This is a genomic window from uncultured Microbacterium sp. (genome assembly GCF_913776565.1).
Taxonomy (GTDB): Bacteria; Actinomycetota; Actinomycetes; order Actinomycetales; family Microbacteriaceae; genus Microbacterium.
In genome coordinates this window covers 1-21,420 of record NZ_CAJYPF010000134.1, presented here as the reverse complement: position 1 = coordinate 21,420, position 21,420 = coordinate 1, and the positions used below count along the sequence as shown (strand labels likewise).

Below are 21,420 nucleotides of genomic sequence, written 5' to 3'. Positions count from 1 at the left end.
CGATCACGCGGGCGGTGCTGCGCGACCGGCACCCCGAGGTGGCGCGCGCGGCGTGGCGGACGGCATCCGGTCTCGTTCCCGACGACGCGCACGAGACGTTGGCCGAGGAGCTCGCCACCCAGTTCGGGCGCGGCGACCACGACACGCAGCGCAGCCTGAGCCGGGCGTTCGCGGCCATCGGCCCGCGCGCCGAGCCGATCGTCGAGCGGGCCGCGTCCTCGTCGTACGACGTGGTCAGCGCGCACGCGCGCGCGACGCTGATCGTCATGGACGATCCCGACACCGAGTTCGCCGAGGCCGTCGTCGAGGCGCGCCGCGTGGTGGCGCAGCGGGCGCTGGCCGGCGAAGACTGAGCGCTCTACCCCCGCCGCGTCAGCGCCGGAACCAGCGCCGGCGTGCGTTCGCGGTACGCCACGTAATCCGCCCGGTCGCCCCACTTCTCGTCGGCGCGCTTCTCGAGCAGCGGGATGCCGCTGACCCGCGTGAGCAGCAGGATCACGAACACCGGCGACAGCACCGCCACCCACTGCCACCCCTGCAGGACGGGCACGGCGACGACGAACACGCCGACCCAGATCAGGATCTCGCCGAAGTAGTTGGGGTGACGCGACCGCGACCACAGGCCGGTGCGGATGAACTCGCCCTTGTTCGCGGGGTCGGCGCGGAACGCCTGCTTCTGCAGGTCGGCGACCACCTCGATGACCATGCCCAGCAGCCAGATGACGATGCCCGTGACGGCGAAGGCGTCCAGGGGCGTGCGGGCGTCGGCATCCGCGCTCATCGCGATCCATGCGGCCGAGGCCGTCAGCGACACCCAGACGCCCTGGATCGTCCACACCTGCAGGAACCGCAGCGGCTTGGTCTTGATCTCGTCGAAGCGGCCGTCCGAGCCCGAGCGGTGCACGCGCGCGAACAGAAACGAGCCCAGCCGTGCCGCCCACACGATCACCATCGCCGCCAGGATCCACCCGCGCGCATCCTGGCCCGGGGCCAGCAGCACCACCGCGAGCGACACCGCGATGAAGGTCAGGCTGCCGGTCAGGTCGAAGAACCGCTCGGTACGCAGCAGCACCGCCGGGATGTAGGCCGCGAACTGGATGAGAAACGCCGCCGCCACCGCCAGGACGAACAGGGGGATGCCGCCCACCTGCGCGCCGCGGAACCCACCGGCCGCGGCGAGCCCCGCGCCGATCAGCACGGCCACGATCACCACGACGACCGCCGCGCGGTCCTGCTTCGCGGCGGAGCCGGTGGCGGGGGGAACGGGTGCGGTCATGATGCGGCTCCTCGGTACAGGGTGTCGATGGTGTCGGCGGCGCGGGTGAGCACCTCGCGACGCTTGATCTTCATGGTCGGGGTGACGAGCTCGCGGTCGTCCAGGTCGGCGAGCACGATCGTGAACCGGCGCACCTGCTCGCTGCGCGCGACCAGGGCGTTCGCCGCGTCGACGACGTGCTGCAGGCGCGCGACGAGCCGCGGCTCGTCCACGGGGCGCAGGGTCGTGGGCGTGCGCAGGTCGATCTCGACCCCGGTGGATGCCGCCCACCCGGCGGCCTGCTCGGCATCCAGGATCAGCAGGGCCGACAGGTACGGACGGTCGTCGCCGACCACGACGGCGTGCTGCACGAGGGGGTCGGCCTCGACGGCGCCCTCCCAGCGGGCGGGCACGACCGTCTTGCCGTTCGAGGTCGTGACGACGTCCTTCAGGCGCCCCTCGAGGACGAGCCGGCCGCCGTCGTCGAGGCGACCCAGGTCGCCGGTGCGGAAGAACCCGTCGACGAACGCGTCGTGATCGTGGCGGTCGTCGCGGTAGCCGACGAAGACACCGACGCCCTTGGCCAGCACCTCACCCTGGTCGCTGATGCGCACGGTCGAGCCGGGGAGCGGCAGGCCCACCGTTCCCGAGACGATGCGCCCGGGCAGGTTGCCCGTCAGCGGCGCCGTCGTCTCGGTCAGGCCGTAGCCCTCGATCACGGGCACGCCCAGGCCCCGGAAGAACAGCGACAGCTCGCCGCCGAGCGTCGCTCCGCCCGACAGCATGTAGTCCACCCGCCCGCCCATGACGGCGCGCAGGCGCCGGTAGAACAGCGCGTCGAACAGCGCGTGCCGCACCCGGTGGCCGAGAGGCACGCGGGGCGGGGTGCCGGCATCCCGTCGCTCCGCCACCCGACCGGCGGTGATCGCCGTCTGCCGCGCGCGCTCCCACACGCGGGTCAGGCCCTTCGCGGCGGCCTTGTCGCCCGCCGCGGCCTGGATCTTCTGCAGCACCCGCGGCACCACCACGAGGAACGTCGGCTTCAGCACCGCGAGCGTCGGCACGACCCGTGCGGGATCGGCCAGGTGCGCGATGCGCATGCCGCTGGCGATGCAGATGAGCTGCAGGCCCCGCGCGAGCACGTGCGCGAGCGGCAGGAAGATGATCGTGTTGCCGCCGGCGTGCACGACCTCGCGATACGCCGCGGCGATGTTCAGCACCTGCCCGAGGAAATTCGCGTGCGTCAGCACCGCTCCCTTCGGCTCGCCGGTCGTGCCCGAGGTGTACACGATCGTCGCGGGATCGTCGTGCCCGGCGCGCGTGCGGCGGTGCTCGAGCTCGTCGTCCGACACTCCCGCACCGCGCGCGACCAGGTCGTCGAGAGAGGGGATGCCGCTCCCGGCATCCATCAGCCAGATCCCGAGGGCGTCGGTCAGCGCCGCCCGCAGCAGCTCGCCGTGGGCGGTGGACCCGCCGATGGCCAGGCGCACGCGCGCGTCGGCGGCGATCGCAGCGACCTGCGACGCCGACGAGGTCTCGTACACGGGCACGACCACACCGCCGGCGAACCACGTCGCCAGGTCGGCCACGGCCCACTCGTAGCGCGTGGGCGCCATGATCGCGACGGCCTCGCCCGGGGCCAGCCCCGCGGCGACCATTCCCTTCGCCAGCGCCCGCACCTCGCCGAGGAACGCCGCCGTGCTGATCGGACGCCACTGCTCACCGGACGACGGCGGCACCTCGAACGCGACGTGGGCGGGGGCCTCGGCCGCGCGCCGCACGAGCAGGTCGGTGACGTTCGCGTACGCGTCGAGAGACGCCAGAACGGGGGTGTGCGACTCGCGCATCGGGTCCTCCCGGGATCAGCCTAGGGCGCTGCGGACAGACGCCGTGGTGCGGGCGATCGCACCAACGGGGTTCTTCGGAGACACGGGGGAAACGGATGGATGCCGTGCCGTCAACCCCCTGGCCTCGTTGAGGTTGTGCTCAAGGAGGGCCGGTACCGTCTGACCCGGTTCGCCGCGAGGCGCCCACTCCGGGCGCCCACCGCGCAGCTCGAGAGGAGGCGGGGGACATCAGCACGACACTGGCCCGCCCCGCCGTGGGCACGGCATCCGCTCCGCGTCCGGCTCTGCGCACCCTGCCCTCGCTCACGGGGCTCCGCTGGGCCACGGCGATGCTGATCTTCGGACACCACTTGATGGCCGTCGAGTACTTCGGCGGCGCCCCCGGCGATGTCTGGGCGTTCGTCTTCGAGGCCGGTAAGACCGGCGTCACGCTCTTCTTCATCCTGTCGGGCTTCGTCCTCGCCTGGGGGTACAAGCCGCAGCAGTCCGCCGGATCGTTCTGGTGGCATCGCGTGGCGCGCATCTACCCCCTGCACGTCATGGGCGTCGGACTGGCCCTCGTCGCCGCCGCCACCCTGATCCCCGAGATCCGCACCGACGGCGCAGCACCTCTCGCCGCCAACCTGCTCCTGGTCAACGGGTGGGTGCCCGACTGGTGGCAGGCCGGTAACCCCGCCAGCTGGTCCCTCGTGTGCGAGGCGTTCTTCTACCTCGCTTTCCCGTTCCTCATCCGCCCGCTCGTCCGGCTGTCGACCCGCGGACAGGCGATCGTCGCCGCGGTCGCCCTCGCGCTGGTGGCGCTGGCCCCGCAGATCGCCGCCTTCGCCCCGGGCGCGCTGTCGTCGGCATCCACCCCGCTCCTGCGCCTGCCCGAGTTCGTGATCGGCATGAGCCTCGCGCTGCTGGTCAAGAGCGGGGCATGGATGCCGCTGCGCCTGCGCTTCGCGGTGCCCCTCGCCGTCGCGGGATACGCGCTGTCCGAGGCCCCCACCCTTCCCGGCACCGACGTGCACCCGGGCCTGGCCGCGACCGTCGGCTTCTTCGCGCTGCTGGTCGCGTCCCTCGCCGCCGCCGACGCGCACCGCGGATCCACCTTCCTCGCCCGTCCGCTCTGGCAGGAGCTCGGACGCGTGTCGTTCGCCTTCTACCTCGTGCACCTGCTGGTCATCGCCTCGGTGTCGTCGGCCTGGCCCGACGGCCACCCCGAACTGCCGTGGCGACAGGCCGTGCCGCTCGCGCTCGCCGCGTTCGGCATCGCGCTCGCGATCGCGTGGGTGCTGCACCGGGCCGTCGAGATTCCCGCGCAGCGGTGGCTGCTGCGGTTCGACCCGGCGCGGCGGGCGGGTGCGGGCGGCTGACGCCCCCGCGACACGCCCGGCCCACCGGGCGTTCAGCAAGGCCTCGGTACACTGCCCCGTGCCCGAAACACTGCTGAGCCCCGACCGCGATGCCGCGCGGTCGACCACCATCGACCCGCTCGAGCTCGAGATCGCGCTGCGCGTCATCGACGCCGCGTCCTCGCTCGACCACGACGACCCCGCCTACATCGCCCTGCGCCGTCAGACCGGCAAGCTCTACAAGGACGTCAAACGGCAGTCGCGCAAAGAGAAGCGTCAGCGCATCGCCGACGCGGACCGCGCCGTCGTCGCCGCCACCGCCACCGGTGCGCCCGACCGCATCGACGACGAGACCCGCGGCATCCCGCTGCAGGCCCGAACGGCCATGCCGTTCGCCGGAGAGCTGATCAAGGCGCGCGCCTGCTACATCTGCAAAGAGGACTACACCCTCGTCGACGCGTTCTACCACCAGCTCTGCCCCGACTGCGCGTCGATGAGCCACGAGAAGCGCGACGCCCGCACCGACCTGACCGGCAAGCGCGCCCTGCTCACGGGCGGTCGCGCCAAGATCGGCATGTACATCGCGCTGCGGCTGCTGCGCGACGGCGCGCACACCACCATCACCACGCGCTTCCCCCGTGACGCGGTGCGCCGCTTCTCGTCGCTTCCCGACAGCGCGGACTGGCTGCACCGCCTGAAGATCGTGGGCATCGACCTGCGCGACCCGGCCCAGGTGATCGGGCTGACCGAGTCCGTGGCATCCGAGGGTCCTCTCGACATCCTGATCAACAACGCAGCTCAAACCGTCCGCCGCTCGCCCGGGGCGTACAAACCCCTGGTGGATGCCGAACTCGAACCGTTGCCGGACGGGCCGCTGCCCGAGCTCGTCACCTTCGGGCACACCAACGACGCCCACCCGCTCGCCCTGGCGCAGTCGGTGTCGGCGCACCCGATCCTCGCGTCGGCGGCGCGCACCGCGGACGAACTGACCGCCGAGGCCATGGCCGCCGGCTCGTCGTCTCTCGAGCGCCTGATGGCCGGGACGGCGATCGACGCGGGCGGACTCATCCCCGACGAGGACCGCATCAACAGCTGGACCCAGCACGTCGACCAGGTCGAACCCCTCGAGATGCTCGAGGTGCAGCTGGCGAACATGACCGCGCCGTTCCTGCTGGTCAGCCGCCTGCGCCCCGCGATGGCGGCATCCACGGCGAAGCGGAAGTACATCGTCAACGTCTCGGCGATGGAGGGCGTGTTCGGCCGCGGCTACAAGGGGCCCGGCCACCCGCACACCAACATGGCCAAGGCCGCGCTCAACATGCTCACGCGCACGAGCGCGCGCGAGATGTTCGAGTCCGACGGCATCCTGATGACCGCCGTCGACACCGGCTGGATCACCGACGAGCGCCCCCACTTCACCAAGGTGCGCCTGGCCGAGGAGGGCTTCCACGCCCCGCTCGACCTCGTCGACGGCGCCGCCCGCGTGTACGACCCGATCGTGCGCGGCGAGGCCGGCGAAGACCTGTTCGGCATCTTCCTGAAGGACTACCGCAAGAGCTCGTGGTGACGCCCCGCCCCGTCGCCGGGCCGGGAGCGGCGGCCGGGGGCGCCGCGACGCGTCAGGCCGGCAGGAAGAACTCCCGCGCGAGCGGGGCGATCTCGATCCCGGATGCCGTGGCCGCGGTGACCCAGCGGAGTTCGGCGATCTCGGCATCCGGGACCGGGCGCTGGTCGCCGATGTCGACGCCGAACACGTCGGCGACCACCACGAAGCCGGGCTCGTTCGCCGCGCTCGCGGTGAACCGGCCGAGGGGCTCGAGCGCGTCGGGGGAGACTCGGATGCCGACCTCTTCGGCCAGCTCGCGGGCGAGCGTCTCGGCGGGGGTCTCTCCGGGCTCGGGCTTGCCGCCGGGCTGCATGAATGCGGTGGTTCCGGCCTTGCGCACGAGCAGCAGGCGGCCGTCGGCGTCGGTGATCACCGCGGCCGAGACGTGGATACGACGCGGGGTGGTGGCATCCGGAATCACTCCCGCACGCTAGCAGGAGCGGCGCCCGCGCGGTGGCGCGCACGCGTGCGGTCCCTCCGCCCGCGTCGGGAGCGGCGGCGAACGGACCGCGACCAGCTCCGGTCTCAGCGGCGCAGGCGCCGCGCGGCGGTCAGGTCGAGCAGGAACAGTGCGGCGCCCTGGACGACGACGGCCACACCGTGACCGCGCGCGTCGGCAGCGCTCAGACGTCCCCCGAACGTCGGCCGGCGAACCGCGAGATGCGCGCCCGCGGCGACGTAGCCGACGTCGAGCGCCGTGTTGATCAGCAGCAGACGCCGCAGCGGGCGACGCTTCGGCGCGGCCCCGCGGCGGACGGCGAACACCGCCAGGCCGAGGTCGACGGCCCCCCACATCGCCGTCTGCACGCCGAAGGCGCGGGTGCGCGGGAAGAGCGCCAGAGCGCCCCCCACGACGACGGATGCCGTGCCCCATCGCCGCAGACGACGCACGAGGGTGCCGGCGACGGCTTTCGCTGATGCCATGACAACCATGATGCCGCCCCGCCGGCATCCCCGGGCGCACCGCCGGCCCTGCCCGCTCGGGCGCGGGTCAGCGCGCGGCGCGCGGGACCGCCATCGACGGCTCGGCGTCGTCCGGCAGGCCGTAGGTCGCGACGACGCGTTCGAGGTAGCGCTCGATGATGCGCTGCTCGGCGTCGTCGAACTCGTCGAGCACCGCGTCGACGCCCGCGATCATCGGCATGAGGTGGCCCATCGCGCGCTGCACCGACGAGTCGGTGGGCACGACCAGGACGCTGCGCCGGTCAGTGGGGTGAGGCATGCGGGTGACGTGGCCGAGATCGACGAGGCGGTCGATCGCGGCGGTGGTGGCCGCGGTGGTGAGGTCGAGACGCCGCGAGAGTTCACCCGGCGACAGGGGACCCGACATGACGAGGTGGCCCATGGCATCCAGGCCCGTCGGATTGACCGCGAGCTCGCGCTGCAGCGACTTCTCGAACGCCGAGCCCGCGGTGAACAGATCGCGCACGAGCGCGGTGGGGCGCCGCGTGCGGGGCATGGGGGCACCGCCGACGGTGGGGGGAGGGGTGGAAGATTCCGACGCTTCCATGAGTGGCACTCTACGCCGGTTTTGGGATACCTTTCACGTATCTCGAAGATCGAGATACAAGAAAATCTAGGAAAGGCATCCCATGAACCGGTTGCTGCGCGTGCTCACCTCGGCACGCACGTCATGGATCGTGCTCGTGGTCGCCTTCGCGGGCGTCGCCGCGCTGTTCGCGCTCGGGTCGAGTTCGTCGGCCGAGACCGCGCCCGGAAACGGGCTCCCCGACTCCGCCGAGTCGGTGCAGGTGTCGAAGATCCTCGAGACCTTCCCGGATGCCGACACCACCAGCGCCCTGCTCGTGTTCGCCGCCGACGACGGCCAGGCACTGAGCCCCGAGACCGTCGCCGCGATCCAGCAGAAGGCGTTCGGCGACCTCGTCGACCTCACCCCCGACGGCTTCATCCCGCCGCCGCAGGTGTCGGAGGACGGGACGGTCGCCCTGCTCGTCGTGCCGCTCGAGCCCGAGAGCGACGTCGCCGCGCAGACCGCGCGCGCCGACGAGATCCGCGCGCTCGCCGCCGACGGTCTCGACGGGGTGCGCACCTACCTGACCGGCCCCGAGGGCTTCGAGGTCGACATCGCCGCGGTGTTCGACGGCGCCGACTTCACCCTGCTGCTCACGACCGTCATCGTCGTCGCGGTCCTGCTGCTCATCACCTACCGCAGCCCCTGGCTGTGGCTCGTGCCCCTGATCGTGATCGGCACCGCCGACGCCTCGGCCGGGATCGTCGCGCGCCGGGTCGCCGAGGCGGTGGGCGTGCAGCTGGACGCCTCGATCACCGGCATCCTGTCCGTCCTCGTCTTCGGCGCGGGCACCAACTACGCCCTGCTGCTCATCGCGCGCTACCGGGACGAGCTGCGCCTGGCCGAAGACCGCCGCGAGGCGATGCGCCGCGCGGTGCGGGGCGCGGGACCGGCGATCATCGCGAGCGGATCCACCGTCGCCCTCGCCCTGGCGACCCTGCTGCTGGGCGAGCTGTCGGGCAACCGCGCCCTGGGGCTGGCGTGCGCCGTCGGCGTCGTGGTGGCGATGGCGTTCGCGCTCATCGTGCTGCCCGCCGCGCTCGTGCTCTTCGGTCGCTGGTTGTTCTGGCCCTACATCCCGCGCTTCGGGTCGCCCGACGCGATCTCGCGCAGCCCGTGGGGCAAGCTCGGCCGCGGCGTCTCGCGGCGCCCGGTCGTCGTCGCGATCACCGGGGCGGTCGTGCTCGGCGCGCTCGCGAGCGGCCTGTTCTTCGTCCAGACGGGCCTGTCGCAGAACGACCGCTTCCTGCAGAAGCCCGACGCGGTCACGGGACAGGAGGTGCTTGCCGAGGCGTTCTCGGCAGGGGCGACCTCGCCCGCCACAGTGGTCGCCAAGCCCGCCGACGCCGACGCGGTCGTCGAGGCCGCCGCGGGACTCGAGGGCGTCGACTCCGCCCGCATCGTCGAGGCGACCACCGACTGGACGCGCATCGACGTGACGCTGAACGCGTCGGCCGAGACGCCCGAGGCCTTCGCCGCGATCGAGCGCATGCGCGCCGACTTCGACGGCATCGGGTCGGGGCAGACGCTCGTCGGAGGTCTCGACGCGCAGGCGCTCGACGTCGCCGGTGCGCAGCAGCGCGATCAGTCGCTGATCATCCCGCTCATCCTCGTGCTGGTGTTCATCGTGCTCGTGATCCTGCTGCGCTCGCTGCTGGCGCCCGTGCTGCTGCTGCTGGCGGTGGTCGCGAGCTTCTTCTCGGCCGTGGGCGCCGCGTGGTGGCTGTTCCAGACGCCGCTGTTCGCCTTCCCGGCGATCGACACCAACGTGCTGCTGTTCAGCTTCCTGTTCCTGGTGGCGCTGGGTGTGGACTACAGCATCTTCCTCGTCACCCGCGCGCAAGAAGAGAGCCGCACCCTCGGCACCACGCAGGGCATGATCCGCGCGCTCGCCGCGACCGGAGCGGTCATCACGAGCGCCGGCATCCTGCTCGCCGCGGTGTTCGCCGTGCTGGGCGTGCTGCCGCTGATCACCCTCACGCAGATCGGCATCATCGTCTGCATCGGCGTTCTGATCGACACCCTGCTGGTGCGTACCGTCATCGTTCCGGCGATGGCGTTCATCGCCGGGGACAGGTTCTGGTGGCCCCGCAAGCCGAAGGTGACGGATGCCGAAGCCGCCGCCCACCAGGCGCCGGACGCCCCGCAGACCCGCGCCGCACGTCGGAAGGACGTGCCGGTCGGTTGAGCGCCGCGGGCCGGGAGCGGGCCCCCACGTCCTCCCGGTCCGCGGTCCCACCCCATCCGACAGGGGCGGGTCGCTCGACGGGCCGCACTCCCGCGGCCCGTCGATGAGGGGCGGCCCGGCCTCGGCGCCTGGCCGCCCCTCATGTCATCGCCGCGGCGAGACCGCCGAGGCCGCGGCGCGGGGCACCAGGCGCTCCAACTGGGTGACGTGCGCCGGCGTGAGCTCGGCGAGCGAGGTGACCTGCAGCAGCTGCATGGTTCGCACGACCTGGTCGGCGAGGATCTGGATCGCCCGATCGACGCCCTGCCGTCCACCCGCCATGAGGCCGTACAGATACGCGCGCCCGATCAGCGTGAACTTCGCCCCCAGGGCGATGGATGCCACGATGTCGGCGCCGTTCATGATGCCCGTGTCGATCGCGATCTCGGTGTCGGCGCCCACCTCGCGTACCACCTCGGGCAGCAGGTGGAAGGGGACGGGTGCGCGGTCGAGCTGGCGTCCGCCGTGGTTGCTGAGCACGATGCCGTCGACCCCGAGATCGGCGAGACGGCGCGAGTCCTCGACATTCTGCACGCCCTTGATGACGAGTTTGCCCGGCCACAGGGCGCGGATCTCGGCGAGGTCGTCGAACGAGATCGAGGGGTCCATGGCGGCGTTCAGGAGCTCGCCGACGGTCCCGCCGGTGGCGCTCAGCGAGGCGAACTCGAGCTTGGGGGTGGTGAGGAAGTCCCACCACCACCAGGGGCGGGGGAGCGCGTCGACGATCGTCGACACGCTCAGCTGCGGTGGGATCGAGAAGCCGTTGCGCTTGTCGCGCAGGCGAGCCCCCGCCACGGGGGTGTCGACGGTGAAGAACAGGGTGTCGAAGCCCGCTTCGGCGGCGCGCTCGACCAGGCCGTACGAGATCTCGCGCTGCTTCATCACATACAGCTGGAACCAGTTGCGCCCGTGGGGGTTCGCTTCTTTGACCGATTCGATCGAGCTGGTTCCCAGCGTCGACAGGGTGAAGGGGATGCCGGCGGCTCCGGCCGCGCCTGCGCCCGCGATCTCGCCCTCGGTCTGCATCAGTCGGGTGAAGCCGGTCGGGGCGATGCCGAACGGCAGTGCCGACGAGCCGCCGAAGATCTGGCACGTCGTGTCGACCCGCGAGACGTCGCGCAGGATCGACGGGTGGAACTCGACGTCGGCGAACGCCTGACGGGCGCGGGCGAGACCCTCCTCGCTGTCGGCCGCGCCGTCGGTGTAGTCGAACGCTGCGGCCGGGGTCCGGCGCTTGGCGATGTCGCGCAGGTCGCCGATGGTGAGTGCGGCGTTCAGCCGGCGTCGACGGCCGTTGAAGTCGGGGCGCTTGAACTGCATGAGTTCGAGCAGCTCGATCGGGTTGGGGAACTGACGTGTCACGGCGGACATGGCGTGCCTTTCGGAGGAGGGGGGACGGGTTACGGGAGCATCCACGACAGGACGGAGGACTGCAGGCCCACCAGCAGGCACATGACCACGAGCATGCCGAGGCTCCACCAGATGACCTTCCGCAGGATGGTGGCCTCTTGGCCGACGAGGCCGACCGCGGTGGCGGCGATCGCGAGATTCTGCGGACTGATCATCTTGCCGATGACGCCACCGGAGGTGTTCGCGGCGACGAGCAGGGTCGGGTCGATGCCCGCCTGCACTGCCGCGCTCTGCTGCAGCGTGGCGAACAGCGCGTTGGCGCTGGTGTCGGAGCCGGTCACGGCGGTGCCGAACCAGCCGAGGATCGGCGAGAGGAAGGCGAACAGGGCGCCGGTTCCGGCGATCCAGGCGCCGATGGTGAGGGTCATGCCGGACATGTTCATGACGTACGCGAGGGCGAGCACCGAGCCGACGGTCAGCAGGGAGAAGCGGAGCTTGACCAGCGTCTGCCACCACGTGCGTGCGGCTTCGCGCAGCGGCAGTCGGTACACCAGCGCCACGACGATCCCGCAGATGATGAGCAGGCTGCCCGCCGACGACAGCCACCCGAGCGTGTAGACCGTCGAGGTGGCGGCCTTGCCGCTCGCGGTGAGGATGTTCCCGTCCAGGCCGGGCCACGGGATCTTGACGTCGGTGGCCGCGAGGAAGGTCTTCAGCGGGACCCACAGCTTCGCGAGAGAGAAGACGACGACCACGAGCAGGTACGGGAAGAGGGCGAAGAAGACCGTGCGCGGCGTCAGTCGCGGACGCGGGGCCGAGGTGTCGGCATCCGCGGATCCGGTGCCGCCGCCCGAGGTGGTCACGCCCGCGCCCACCAGGCTCGCGGAGCGCTCCTTGAGCAGGCGCTCGCGGGCGGCGGTGGTACCGCACGGCTGCCAGAAGCGCAGCAGGACGACCGCGGCGGCGATTCCGGCGAGGGATGCCACGATGTCGGTCAGCTCGACCGAGATCCAGGTCGCGCTGACCCACTGCGCGATCGAGAACACCACGCCGAAGGTGAGCGCGGCGGGCCAGGTCTCTTTCAGGCCGCGCCAGCCGTCGGCGATGAGCACGAGGATGAACGGGACGAAGAGGGCGACGAGCGGAGTCTGGTGCCCGACGTAGGCGCCGATCTCGTGGTAATCGATCCCCGTCAGGCTGCCGGCGGTGACGATCGGGGTGCCGACCGCTCCGAACGCGACGGGGGCCGTGTTGGCCAGCAGCACGATGACGGCGGCGCGCATCGGGGTGAACCCGACGGCCATGAGCATGACCCCGGTGATCGCGACCGGGGCGCCGAAGCCGGCGAGGGCCTCGAGCAGGCCGCCGAAGCCGAAGGCGATGATGATCGCCTGGATGCGCGGATCGTCGCTGAGGGCGTTGATGACGAGGCGCAGGTCTTCGAAGCGGCCGCTGCGGACGGTCAGCTCGTAGAGCCAGATGGCGTTGAGGACGATCCACATGATCGGGAACAGGCCGAAGACGAAGCCCTGGGCGGCCGACAGGGCGGCGAGGTCGACGGGCATGCGGTAGCCGAGGACGGCTACGAGCAGGGCGACGCCGAGACCGGACAGGCCCGCCCAGTGGGCTTTCCAGCGCAGCAGTCCGAGCGTGACGAAAACCGTGAGGAACGGCAGGCTCGCGACGAGCGCCGACGTCACGATGCTGGCGCCGATCGGCGCGAGTTCGGGGGTGTACATGCGGGCCTTCCTTCGAACGTCGTTGTTGCGAAGCGTCCGACCATTTAGAGGTCAGACCGCTAACGCACGGTAACGGCTGGACCGGTACGCTGTCAACACTCTCTTCCGAAGGCGGCAGCGCATGGCATCCCCCTCTCCCTCCGACGAGGCCGCGGACGGCCTCTGGCTCCCCGTCAAAAGAGCGCGCGCGCACGAGCTCGTCATCGAGGTGATCGAGGACCGGATCCTCTCGGGTGCGCTCAAGGTGGGCGACGCCCTGCCCCCGGAGCGGGAGCTGGCCGCCAACCTCGAGGTGAGTCGCGCCGGCGTTCGCGAAGCGGTGCGCGTCCTCGAGAGTCAGGGCGTCCTGCGCTCGCAGCCGGGCGCCGGAGCCGCCGCCGGCACCTTCGTCGCCGCGCTGCCGCGCGAGGCTCTCAGCCGCTTCCTGCGTCTGCACGTCGCCCTGTCGAACTTCACCGTGCAGGACGTCACCGAAGCGCGCGTCGTCCTGGAGCGCGCGAGCGCCGCGTCGGCCGCCGCCCAGCTCGACGAGCCCGGACGTGCGCGCATCGCCGAGGCGCTCGCCGCGGGCGATGCCGCGATCGGAGATCGGCAGGCGTTCAACGAGGCGGACACCCGCTTCCACCTCGCGATCGCGGATGCCTCGGGCAGCAGCCTGTCCGCCGCGCTGACCGGCGCCATCCGCGAGGCCGTGCGCGTGCCCCTGCTGCACGCGATCGAGCGCAACGCCGCATGGGGAGACCAGTCGGCGCTGCTGCAGAAGGAGCATCGCGCGATCTTCGACGCCATCGTGACAGGAGACGGCGACCGGGCCGCCGCCGCGACCGAGGCCCACATCCGCCGGGCGTCATCGGTTCTCTTCGTCGACTGAACGTCGGCCGGGCCGGTGGGAGCGGCCCGGCCGACGTCGGCGTCACAGCCGGGAGAGGTGCGCCTGCGCGAGGATCTCGGCCTTCGGTCGTTCGTTCGCGGCCAGGGTCAGCCAGGTCTCGACGACCGTGTCGGGATTGAGGGACAACGAGTGGATGCCGCGCGCCACGAGCCACTGCGCGAAGTCGGGGTGATCGCTGGGTCCCTGCCCGCAGATGCCGACGTACTTGCCCTGCCGCTGACAGGCGTCGATCGCCATGCCGAGCAGGTGCAGGACCGCCGGATCGCGCTCGTCGAACGACGCCGCCATGAGCGCCGAGTCGCGGTCGAGGCCCAGGGTGAGCTGCGTCATGTCGTTGGACCCGATCGAGAACCCGTCGAAGTGCTCGAGGAAGCGCTCGGCCAGGATCGCGTTGGCCGGCAGCTCGCACATCATGACGACCTTGAGCCCGTTGTCTCCCCGGCGCAGTCCGTTCGCGGCGAGCAGCTCGACGACCGCCGCCGCCTCGCCGAGCGTCCGCACGAACGGGACCATGACCTGCACGTTCGTCAGACCCATGTCGTCGCGCACGCGGCGCAGCGCCTCGCACTCCATGTCGAAGCACGCCCGGAAGTCCGGCGACACGTAGCGCGCGGCCCCGCGGTAGCCGAGCATCGGGTTCTCTTCGTCGGGTTCGTACAGCGGGCCGCCGACGAGGTTGGCGTACTCGTTCGACTTGAAATCCGACAGGCGCACGATCACCGGCTCGGGCGCGAACGCCGCCGCGATCATCGAGACCCCCTCGGCGACGCGCTGGATGAAGTACTCCTCGGGGGAGGGGTAGGCGGCGATCCGCGCGCGGATGTCGTCGGCCAGGTCGACGGGGAGTCGGTCGAGCTCGAGCAGGGCGCGCGGGTGGATGCCGATCTGACGATTGATGATGAACTCCAGCCGCGCCAGCCCGACCCCCGCGTTCGGAAGACGCGAGAAGGCGAAGGCCTGGTCGGGGGTGCCGACGTTCATCATGACCTTGACCGGTGCCGACGGCATCCGATCGAGCTCGGTCTTCTCCTCGGCGAAGCTCAGGATGCCGTCGTAGACGACGCCGTCGTCGCCCTCGGCGCACGAGACGGTCACCTCTCGACCGTCCTCGAGCACGGTGGTGGCGACACCGGTGCCGACGACCGCGGGGATGCCGAGCTCGCGGGCGATGATCGCCGCGTGGCACGTGCGGCCGCCGCGATCGGTGACGATCGCGGACGCCCGCTTCATGATCGGTTCCCAGTCCGGATCGGTCATGTCGGCCACCAGGACGTCGCCGGGGGAGAAGTCCGCCATCTGCTCGATCGAGGTGAGCACGCGCACGCGTCCCGCCCCGATCCGCTGACCGATCGCGCGGCCCTCGACGAGCACCGGACCGCGTTCGGCGAGGACGAACCGGCTCAACACGTTCGCCGAACGACGCGACACCACTGTCTCGGGTCGCGCCTGCAGCACGTACAGCCGGCCGTCCACGCCGTCCTTGCCCCACTCGATGTCCATCGGGCGGCCGTAGTGCGCCTCGATGACGAGGGCGATCCGGCCCAATTCCTCGACCTCGGCATCGGTGATCGAGAACCGGCCGCGGTCGGCGGCATCCACTTCGACGAAAGCCGTGCTGGCGTCCACCTGGCGGCCGTCGGTGTACCGCATCGCGATGGCCTTCTCGCCCACGCTCCGCTTGAGGATCGCGGGGCGACCCGCGCGCAGGGCCGGCTTGTAGGCGTAGAACTCGTCGGGGTTGACCGCGCCCTGGACGACGGCTTCGCCCAGGCCGTACGAGCTGGTGATGAAGACCGCGTCCTCGAACCCCGACTCGGTGTCGAGGGTGAACATGACGCCCGACGCACCGACATCGGAACGCACCATCCGTTGGACCCCCGCCGAGAGCGCGACCTCGTGGTGCTCGAAGCCGTGGTGTGCGCGGTAGGCGATCGCGCGGTCGTTGTAGAGCGAGGCGAAGACGCGGCGCACCGCGTGCAGGATGTTGTCGATCCCGCCGATGTTGAGGAACGTCTCCTGCTGCCCGGCGAAGGACGCGTCGGGCAGATCCTCCGCCGTCGCGCTGGAGCGGACGGCCCAGGTCACGGCATCCGGATCCTCCTCCCCGGCGACGAGCGCGGCGTAGGCCGACCGGATGTCGGACTCCAGGTCGGCGGGAAAGGGCTGCTGCTCGATCCAGGCGCGCACGCGCGCGCCCAGCCGGGCGAGGGCGGTGACGTCGTCGACGTCGACCCCCTCGACAGCCGCGCGGATGCGGCCCGCGAGATCGCCCTCGGCGAGGAAGCGTTCGAAGGCGTCCGAGGTGGTCGCGAACCCCGGAGGAACGCGGATGCCGGCGGATGCCAGGTGCGAGACCATCTCGCCGAGCGAGGCGTTCTTGCCGCCGACGCGGGCGAGGTCGCTCATGCCGATCTCGTCGAAGCGCAGGATGGTGGTCATGGGAGGGGCCTTTCGTTCGGTCGGTCCCGCAGCGTCATCGACTGCAGGATCACGGCGGACATCTCCTCGACGCTCCGGGTCGCGGAGCTGAGGAAGGGAATGCGGTTGCGGCGGTAGAGGTCTTCGGCGCGGCGGATCTCGAGGGTGCACTGCGCGAGGCTGGCGTAGGTGGAGTTCGGCCGGCGCTCGTGCCGCACCTGACTGAGGCGCAGGGCGGTGGTGGTCAGCCCGAAGCATCGCTCGGCGTGCGGGGCGACCGTCGGCGGCAGGGCGTCGGTGGGGAAGTCGTCGTCGGTCAGCGGATAGTTCGCCACCAGCAGTCCGTAGTGCAGGGCGAGGTACATGGTGGTCGGCGTCTTGCCGCACCGGGACGGCGCCACGATGATGACGTCGGCGCGGTCGAGGGCGCGGCGGCTCTGCCCGTCGTCGTGCTCGATCGCGAACTCGACCGCGCGCATACGGGCGAAGTACTGCTCCAGGTCGCCCAGGCCGTGGTACTGCCCGGCGCGCGTCTCGGCTGCCGTGTCGAGGGCGGTCTCGAGCTCGGTGAGGTGGCCGGCGAGCAGATCGATGACCACCGCGGCGCCCTCGGCGAGGCGTCGACGGATGCCGGCGTCCTTGATCGTGGCGAAGACGATGGGCCCCTCGCCCGTCCGGGCGGTCTTTCGAAGCGATTCGATCACCGCCTCGACCGGGGTGACCGTCCCGACGAAGGGCACGGTGCGGCGCTCGAAGGTCGTACCGGGGAAATTGGCCAGCAGGGCGCTTCCGAGGGTCTCCGCGGTGATGCCCGTGCTGTCCGAGACGAAGAAGACGGCGCGCCGGGGGCCCGGGGGAGCGGGAGTGCTCGCGGGGAGGGAAGGAGAAGAACCGGCCATGACCCGACGCTAGGGGGACGTCATCCGGGAATTGCGCCGTCCAGGCGTGAAAGAAACGCCGAAAATATCGCGGCGGTAAGACCTACGCAGTGGTCTGACCTTTGGGCGCCTATGCCGTTCGCTCGTCGTTACCCGAACGGACGCCCGGCGTCGGGCAGGCGGCCATCCGTCCCGGCGACAGTGCACGTCGGAGGTGGTGTCTCGTGTCCGTCGCGGTGGTCATGGCAGTCGTCCTCGCTCTCGCGCCCTCCGCGGTTCCCCCCGACGACGCGTCCGACGCGCAGACCATCGTCGTCACCGTTCCCGGACGCATGGCGTCGCCGACCCCCACCGCGAGCCCCGTGTCGACGACCGTCGCCCCGTCGCCTCCCGCGACCTCGACGCCGAAGGCCACCAGTCCGGCGCTTTCGCCGACCCCCGCACGCACGCCCGCCGCCGGCTCCCTCGCCGTCACCGGAGTCGACCCCACCGTACTCGTCGCCGCGACGGTCACCGGAGTCGCCGTGATGGGGCTGGGGATCGCCGCCGCTCGCCGCCGCCGCCGCCGCGCCTGACGCTCACATGCGCTCGGGCCCGCAGGCGCGGCGCCGGCATCCGGCATCCCGGATCAGTCGATCCAGAGCACCACGCCCCGCAGGCCCGTCAGCACCGCCGCGACACCCGCGCGTACCGCCGACCCCGCCCGCTCGGGGGTGAACGAGGCCGGGTCGTACGCGGCGGCGGTGCCGAGGCCCTCGCCGCGGTAGGCCGCGCCGGTCCAGTCCACCGCGGTGACGTTTCCGGTTGGTTCGGCCAGTTCGGCGCCGACGATGAGGAACTGCCGGTCCAGGTGGTTGGCCGTCACGATGGCCAGCGGGTCGACGAGCGCGTCGCCGGCGCTGATGATGAGGTCGGGGTTGAGGTCCATCGCGCGGACCGCGCCGTCGACCATGTCGTCGTCGGCGCGCACCGTGCGCAGGTCGGCGCCGGTCTCGGCCGCCCAGTCCTCGACCGCCTTCACGAGCGTGCGAGCGGGAGCATCGTCACCGACCGTGAGCAGCACGACGCGGTACCCGGCGGGGGCGGCCACGGCATCCCACGACCCGGGGGCCGGAACGTGCGTCGACTCGGGGGCGGGGGCCGTGGCGGGGGAGAAACCGGCCGCCGGCGAACCGATCGCGGCCGGAGCCGCGCGCATCGACGACCACCCCGGCTGGGGCGCGCATCCGCAGAGCACCGCCACCATCGCGATCGCCGCCACCGTCGAGACCCTGCTCTTCACCCCCTCACCCTGGACGACGCGGTTGACGAGCGGGCGAACGACGGGCGGACGTTCCGTTTCCGTTCGCCCCACCGCGGGCAACCGTTCACGCCCGTCGCGCACGCTTCGGGCGGAAAGGTGTCCATGTCCGTTCTTCTCTCGCGCGTCCTTCTTCTCGCCGCCGCTCTCGCGGCCCTCGTCTCGATCGCCGCACCCGCCGCCGCCCACGGCTTCCAGTCGGTGGTGTACGCCGACCTGGCCGGCGACGGCCCCGGCGTCGTGCGGGCGCAGCTGCAGCTCGAATACGACCTGCTCGTGGTCTCGGCGGCCGACGCCGGGCGCGACGACCCGCTCTACCAGGACGGCACGGCCGCCTTCGATGACGGCGACGCCGACGAGCAGGCCGCGGCCCTCGTCGCCCACCGCGACACCGTCGCCGCCTATGTGGGAGAGCGGTTCCGCGTCGCCGCGGCCGGAGAACCGTGCGCTCCCACGATGGCCGATGACGTGACCATGACCTGGCAGGACGGCGCGCCCTACGCCGTCGTGACGGTGGACTACGCGTGCGGCCCGACCGAGAACGGTCACGAGGTCACCGCCGGGCTGTTCGCCGACGACGAGGGGTTCGTGAAGGACACCAAGACGATCCTCACGTACGCCCTGGATCTGCACGAGGGCAGCACGGTCCTGGATGCCGAGCACCCCGCGTTCTCGACCGCGCAGACGCCGATCGAGCGCTTCTGGGAGTTCTTCCGCCTCGGCGCCGAGCACCTGCTCACCGGGATCGACCACATCCTGTTCCTGCTCGCCCTGATCGTGGGTTCGCGGCGGCTGCGCGAGGTGGTCATCGCCGCGACGACGTTCACCGTCGCGCACTCGGTGACGTTCATCCTCGCTGCCACGGGCGTCGTGGCCGCGCCGCCCGAGATCGTCGAGCCGACCATCGCCCTCTCGATCGCGGTCGTGGGCGCGTGGTACCTCTGGCGGCTGTGGCGCGGCGGCCGTGTCGACCAGGACCTGTCCCACGCGCACGGCTTCCTGCGCCTGGATCGCGCGGGATGGCTGCGCGTGGGCGTCGTGTTCCTCTTCGGTCTGGTGCACGGCCTGGGCTTCGCCTCGGCGCTCGGAATCGACGAGCCCTGGTCGTGGACCCTGCTGTGGTCGCTGCTGGTGTTCAACGTCGGCATCGAGGCCGTGCAGATCGGCATCATCGTCGTCGTCTTCCCGCTGCTCGTGCTGCTGCGCCGCCGTGCACCCCGCGTCGGCATGTGGGCGAGCGCGCTGCTCGCTGTCGTGGTGACCCTCGCCGGCCTGATCTGGTTCGTGCAGCGGGTGCTCGGCATCGAGTGAACGTGTTGTCCCTCCCGATGCGTGTGCTGGGTCAAGCATTCACGCGGATGTCACCCGGCGGGCGGAACGTGGGACGCGCTCGCGACCGGCGGGCCTGCATCACGACCCCTCTCGAAGAACGGACACCCATGTTCCTCATCGCATCGACGGAGCACGCCGCGCGCACGCGTCGCCGTGTCTCGTGGATCGCAACGGCCGCCATCGGCGCGTCGCTCGTGCTCTCGGGCACCGCGGCCGCACCGGCGGCGATGGCCGACACCACGGCCACCCTCTCCGGCGTCATCCTCGGCGTCGGGGCGGACGAGACCCAGCGCATCGTCACCTGGTACTCCTCGGCCGACACCGCGCAGACGGTCCAGGTCGCCCCGACCTCGGCCCTGGTGAACGGCCAGTTCCCCGCGTCGGCGACGACGTTCTCGGCATCCGGCACCGCCAACATCGCCTCGAGCGGAGGCTTCAACCGGCACGCGACGATCACCGGCCTGGCCGAGAACACGGCGTACTCGTACCGCGTCGGCTCCGAGGGCAACTGGTCGGCGACCTCGGCGTTCACGACGCAGTCGTTCGAGGGCGACTACGACTTCCTGTTCTTCGGAGACCCGCAGATCGGCGCCTCGGGCGACCTGGCCAAGGACCAGGCCGGCTGGCAGGAGACGATGAACGTCGCCGTCGGGGCCAACCCCCACGCCGAACTGCTCGTCTCGGGCGGTGACCAGGTCGAGACCGCCAACACCGAGGCGCAGTGGAACTCGTTCCTCGCGCCCGACCAGCTGCGCCAGTACCCGTGGGTCGCCACGATCGGCAACCACGACGTGGGCGGCAAGGCCTACGAGCAGCACCTCTCCACCCCGAACACGGACCGCTCGGGCGCCTACTACCGCAAGGGCTCGGGCAGCACCGGCACCGAGTCGGGCGGCGACTACTGGTTCATGTACAAGGACGTTCTGTACATCGACCTCAACAGCAACAGCTACGCCACCTCGCAGGGCGGCGGCGGTGACGAGGCGCACATCGCCTACGTGACCGACGTCGTCGACAAGCACGGGGCGGATGCCAAGTACACCGTCCTCGTCTACCACCACGCGATCTACTCGCCGGCGGATCACGCGAAGGACAACGACAACAAGGTGCGCCGCGTCGACTTCCCGACGGCCTTCTCGAAGCTCGGTGTCGACCTGGTGCTCCAGGGCCACGACCACAGCTATTCGCGCTCGTACGAGATCAAGAACGGCGCCAAGGCCAACCCCGACGAGAAGCCCGGCCAGGACGAGGTCTTCGAGGGCCCCGGCGGGGTGGTCTACGTGACCGCGAACACGGCATCCGGTTCGAAGTACTACGACATCACCGCCCCCGACAACAGCGGCACGAGCGGTGCCGGGAACGGTGCCGACCCACTCAACCCGGCGAACTACTGGTACAACTCCGTGCAGAACCAGGAGCACGTCCGCTCGTACGTCAAGGTCCAGGTCAAGAAGGATCAGCTGGTCGTGCAGAACATCCGCTCCGGAACCTGCGACGCGCCCAACGCGGCCGTCGAGCTGAAGAAGGTGCTGTGGTGCGGCCCCGAGAACGGCGCGAAGCCGGCCGAGGCCGTGGGCACGATCCAGGACGAGGTCACCATCCACCCCAACCACGGCGACGGCCAGGACATCCAGGTCGACGTCCCCACCGGCGCGCCCGGTGAGTTCGGGTGGACCATCAACGGTCACAACGGACTGGTCGACCTCGG

General features: G+C 71.3%; 17 protein-coding genes and 1 pseudogene. 8 read left to right on the top strand and 10 right to left on the bottom strand.

Translation table 11 applies throughout. The annotated features are described in order from the left end of the window. A pseudogene (locus QZ433_RS07185) lies at positions 1-353 on the top strand (HEAT repeat domain-containing protein); the annotation flags it as partial. Between the two features lie 5 nt (positions 354-358). Here the strand turns inward: QZ433_RS07185 and QZ433_RS07180 are convergent. Further along, positions 359-1,276, bottom strand: coding sequence for a DUF1295 domain-containing protein (locus QZ433_RS07180; RefSeq protein ID WP_295781271.1), 918 nt, complete (start codon positions 1,274-1,276; stop codon positions 359-361). Further along, positions 1,273-3,102: a long-chain fatty acid--CoA ligase gene (locus QZ433_RS07175; protein ID WP_295781268.1), complete on the bottom strand. Its 1,830-nt coding sequence runs from the start codon at positions 3,100-3,102 to the stop codon at positions 1,273-1,275. The genes QZ433_RS07180 and QZ433_RS07175 overlap by 4 nt, the downstream gene beginning before the upstream one ends. A 254-nt stretch (positions 3,103-3,356) precedes the next feature. On the opposite strand from QZ433_RS07175, the gene QZ433_RS07170 reads away from it, so the two are divergent. Both QZ433_RS07170 and QZ433_RS07165 read left to right on the top strand, forming a co-directional pair. Beyond that, a complete protein-coding gene (locus tag QZ433_RS07170; RefSeq protein WP_295781266.1) occupies positions 3,357-4,460 on the top strand; it encodes an acyltransferase in 1,104 nt (367 codons plus the stop codon). A 58-nt stretch (positions 4,461-4,518) separates the two neighbouring features. After that, positions 4,519-6,006: an SDR family oxidoreductase gene (locus QZ433_RS07165; protein WP_295781264.1), complete on the top strand. Its 1,488-nt coding sequence runs from the start codon at positions 4,519-4,521 to the stop codon at positions 6,004-6,006. 52 nt (positions 6,007-6,058) lie between these two features. Here the strand turns inward: QZ433_RS07165 and QZ433_RS07160 are convergent, their stop codons facing one another. From QZ433_RS07160 to QZ433_RS07150, 3 genes are all read right to left on the bottom strand, one after another. Then, on the bottom strand, positions 6,059-6,466 hold the full coding sequence (locus tag QZ433_RS07160; RefSeq protein WP_295781261.1) for an NUDIX domain-containing protein: 408 nt from the start codon (positions 6,464-6,466) through the stop codon (positions 6,059-6,061). A 104-nt stretch (positions 6,467-6,570) separates the two neighbouring features. After that, complete coding sequence (locus QZ433_RS07155) at positions 6,571-6,969, bottom strand: hypothetical protein (protein ID WP_295781258.1); 399 nt, start codon at positions 6,967-6,969, stop codon at positions 6,571-6,573. Between the two features lie 67 nt (positions 6,970-7,036). Beyond that, positions 7,037-7,504: a MarR family transcriptional regulator gene (locus tag QZ433_RS07150; RefSeq protein ID WP_295781255.1), complete on the bottom strand. Its 468-nt coding sequence runs from the start codon at positions 7,502-7,504 to the stop codon at positions 7,037-7,039. A 133-nt stretch (positions 7,505-7,637) separates the two neighbouring features. Here QZ433_RS07150 and QZ433_RS07145 point away from each other — a divergent pair, with 133 nt between their 5' ends. Further along, the gene (locus tag QZ433_RS07145) at positions 7,638-9,764 is read left to right on the top strand and encodes an MMPL family transporter (RefSeq protein ID WP_295781251.1); all 2,127 of its coding nucleotides are present in this window, start codon (positions 7,638-7,640) and stop codon (positions 9,762-9,764) included. A gap of 144 nt (positions 9,765-9,908) precedes the next feature. Here the strand turns inward: QZ433_RS07145 and QZ433_RS07140 are convergent, their stop codons facing one another. Together QZ433_RS07140 and QZ433_RS07135 are read right to left on the bottom strand one after the other, a co-directional pair. Beyond that, entirely contained in the window at positions 9,909-11,174 is a 1,266-nt protein-coding gene (locus QZ433_RS07140) for an alpha-hydroxy acid oxidase (RefSeq protein WP_295781248.1), read from the bottom strand. 29 nt (positions 11,175-11,203) lie between these two features. After that, positions 11,204-12,892 (bottom strand): L-lactate permease, encoded by a 1,689-nt coding sequence (locus QZ433_RS07135; protein ID WP_295781245.1) that lies wholly within the window; start codon positions 12,890-12,892, stop codon positions 11,204-11,206. Between the two features lie 121 nt (positions 12,893-13,013). Here QZ433_RS07135 and QZ433_RS07130 point away from each other — a divergent pair, with 121 nt between their 5' ends. Continuing rightward, on the top strand, positions 13,014-13,763 hold the full coding sequence (locus QZ433_RS07130) for an FCD domain-containing protein (RefSeq protein WP_295781242.1): 750 nt from the start codon (positions 13,014-13,016) through the stop codon (positions 13,761-13,763). A 42-nt stretch (positions 13,764-13,805) separates the two neighbouring features. Here the strand turns inward: QZ433_RS07130 and ppsA are convergent, their stop codons facing one another. Together ppsA and QZ433_RS07120 are read right to left on the bottom strand one after the other, a co-directional pair. Further along, on the bottom strand, positions 13,806-16,223 hold the full coding sequence (ppsA, locus tag QZ433_RS07125; protein WP_295781238.1) for a phosphoenolpyruvate synthase: 2,418 nt from the start codon (positions 16,221-16,223) through the stop codon (positions 13,806-13,808). Further along, positions 16,220-17,101, bottom strand: coding sequence for a pyruvate, water dikinase regulatory protein (locus QZ433_RS07120; RefSeq protein WP_295781236.1), 882 nt, complete (start codon positions 17,099-17,101; stop codon positions 16,220-16,222). Before QZ433_RS07120 ends, ppsA begins: the two co-directional genes overlap by 4 nt. 203 nt (positions 17,102-17,304) lie before the next feature. Between QZ433_RS07120 and QZ433_RS07115 the strand changes: the two genes are divergently transcribed. After that, complete coding sequence (locus QZ433_RS07115; RefSeq protein ID WP_295781230.1) at positions 17,305-17,655, top strand: hypothetical protein; 351 nt, start codon at positions 17,305-17,307, stop codon at positions 17,653-17,655. Between the two features lie 53 nt (positions 17,656-17,708). Here the strand turns inward: QZ433_RS07115 and QZ433_RS07110 are convergent, their stop codons facing one another. Continuing rightward, positions 17,709-18,362, bottom strand: a complete 654-nt coding sequence (locus QZ433_RS07110; RefSeq protein ID WP_295781227.1) for a hypothetical protein — start codon at positions 18,360-18,362, stop codon at positions 17,709-17,711. 123 nt (positions 18,363-18,485) lie between these two features. Between QZ433_RS07110 and QZ433_RS07105 the strand changes: the two genes are divergently transcribed. Both QZ433_RS07105 and QZ433_RS07100 read left to right on the top strand, forming a co-directional pair. Beyond that, positions 18,486-19,691, top strand: coding sequence for a HupE/UreJ family protein (locus tag QZ433_RS07105; protein WP_295781224.1), 1,206 nt, complete (start codon positions 18,486-18,488; stop codon positions 19,689-19,691). A 128-nt stretch (positions 19,692-19,819) separates the two neighbouring features. Further along, positions 19,820-21,420: metallophosphoesterase family protein (locus QZ433_RS07100; RefSeq protein WP_295781221.1), on the top strand; the 1,601-nt coding region annotated here is incomplete at its 3' end.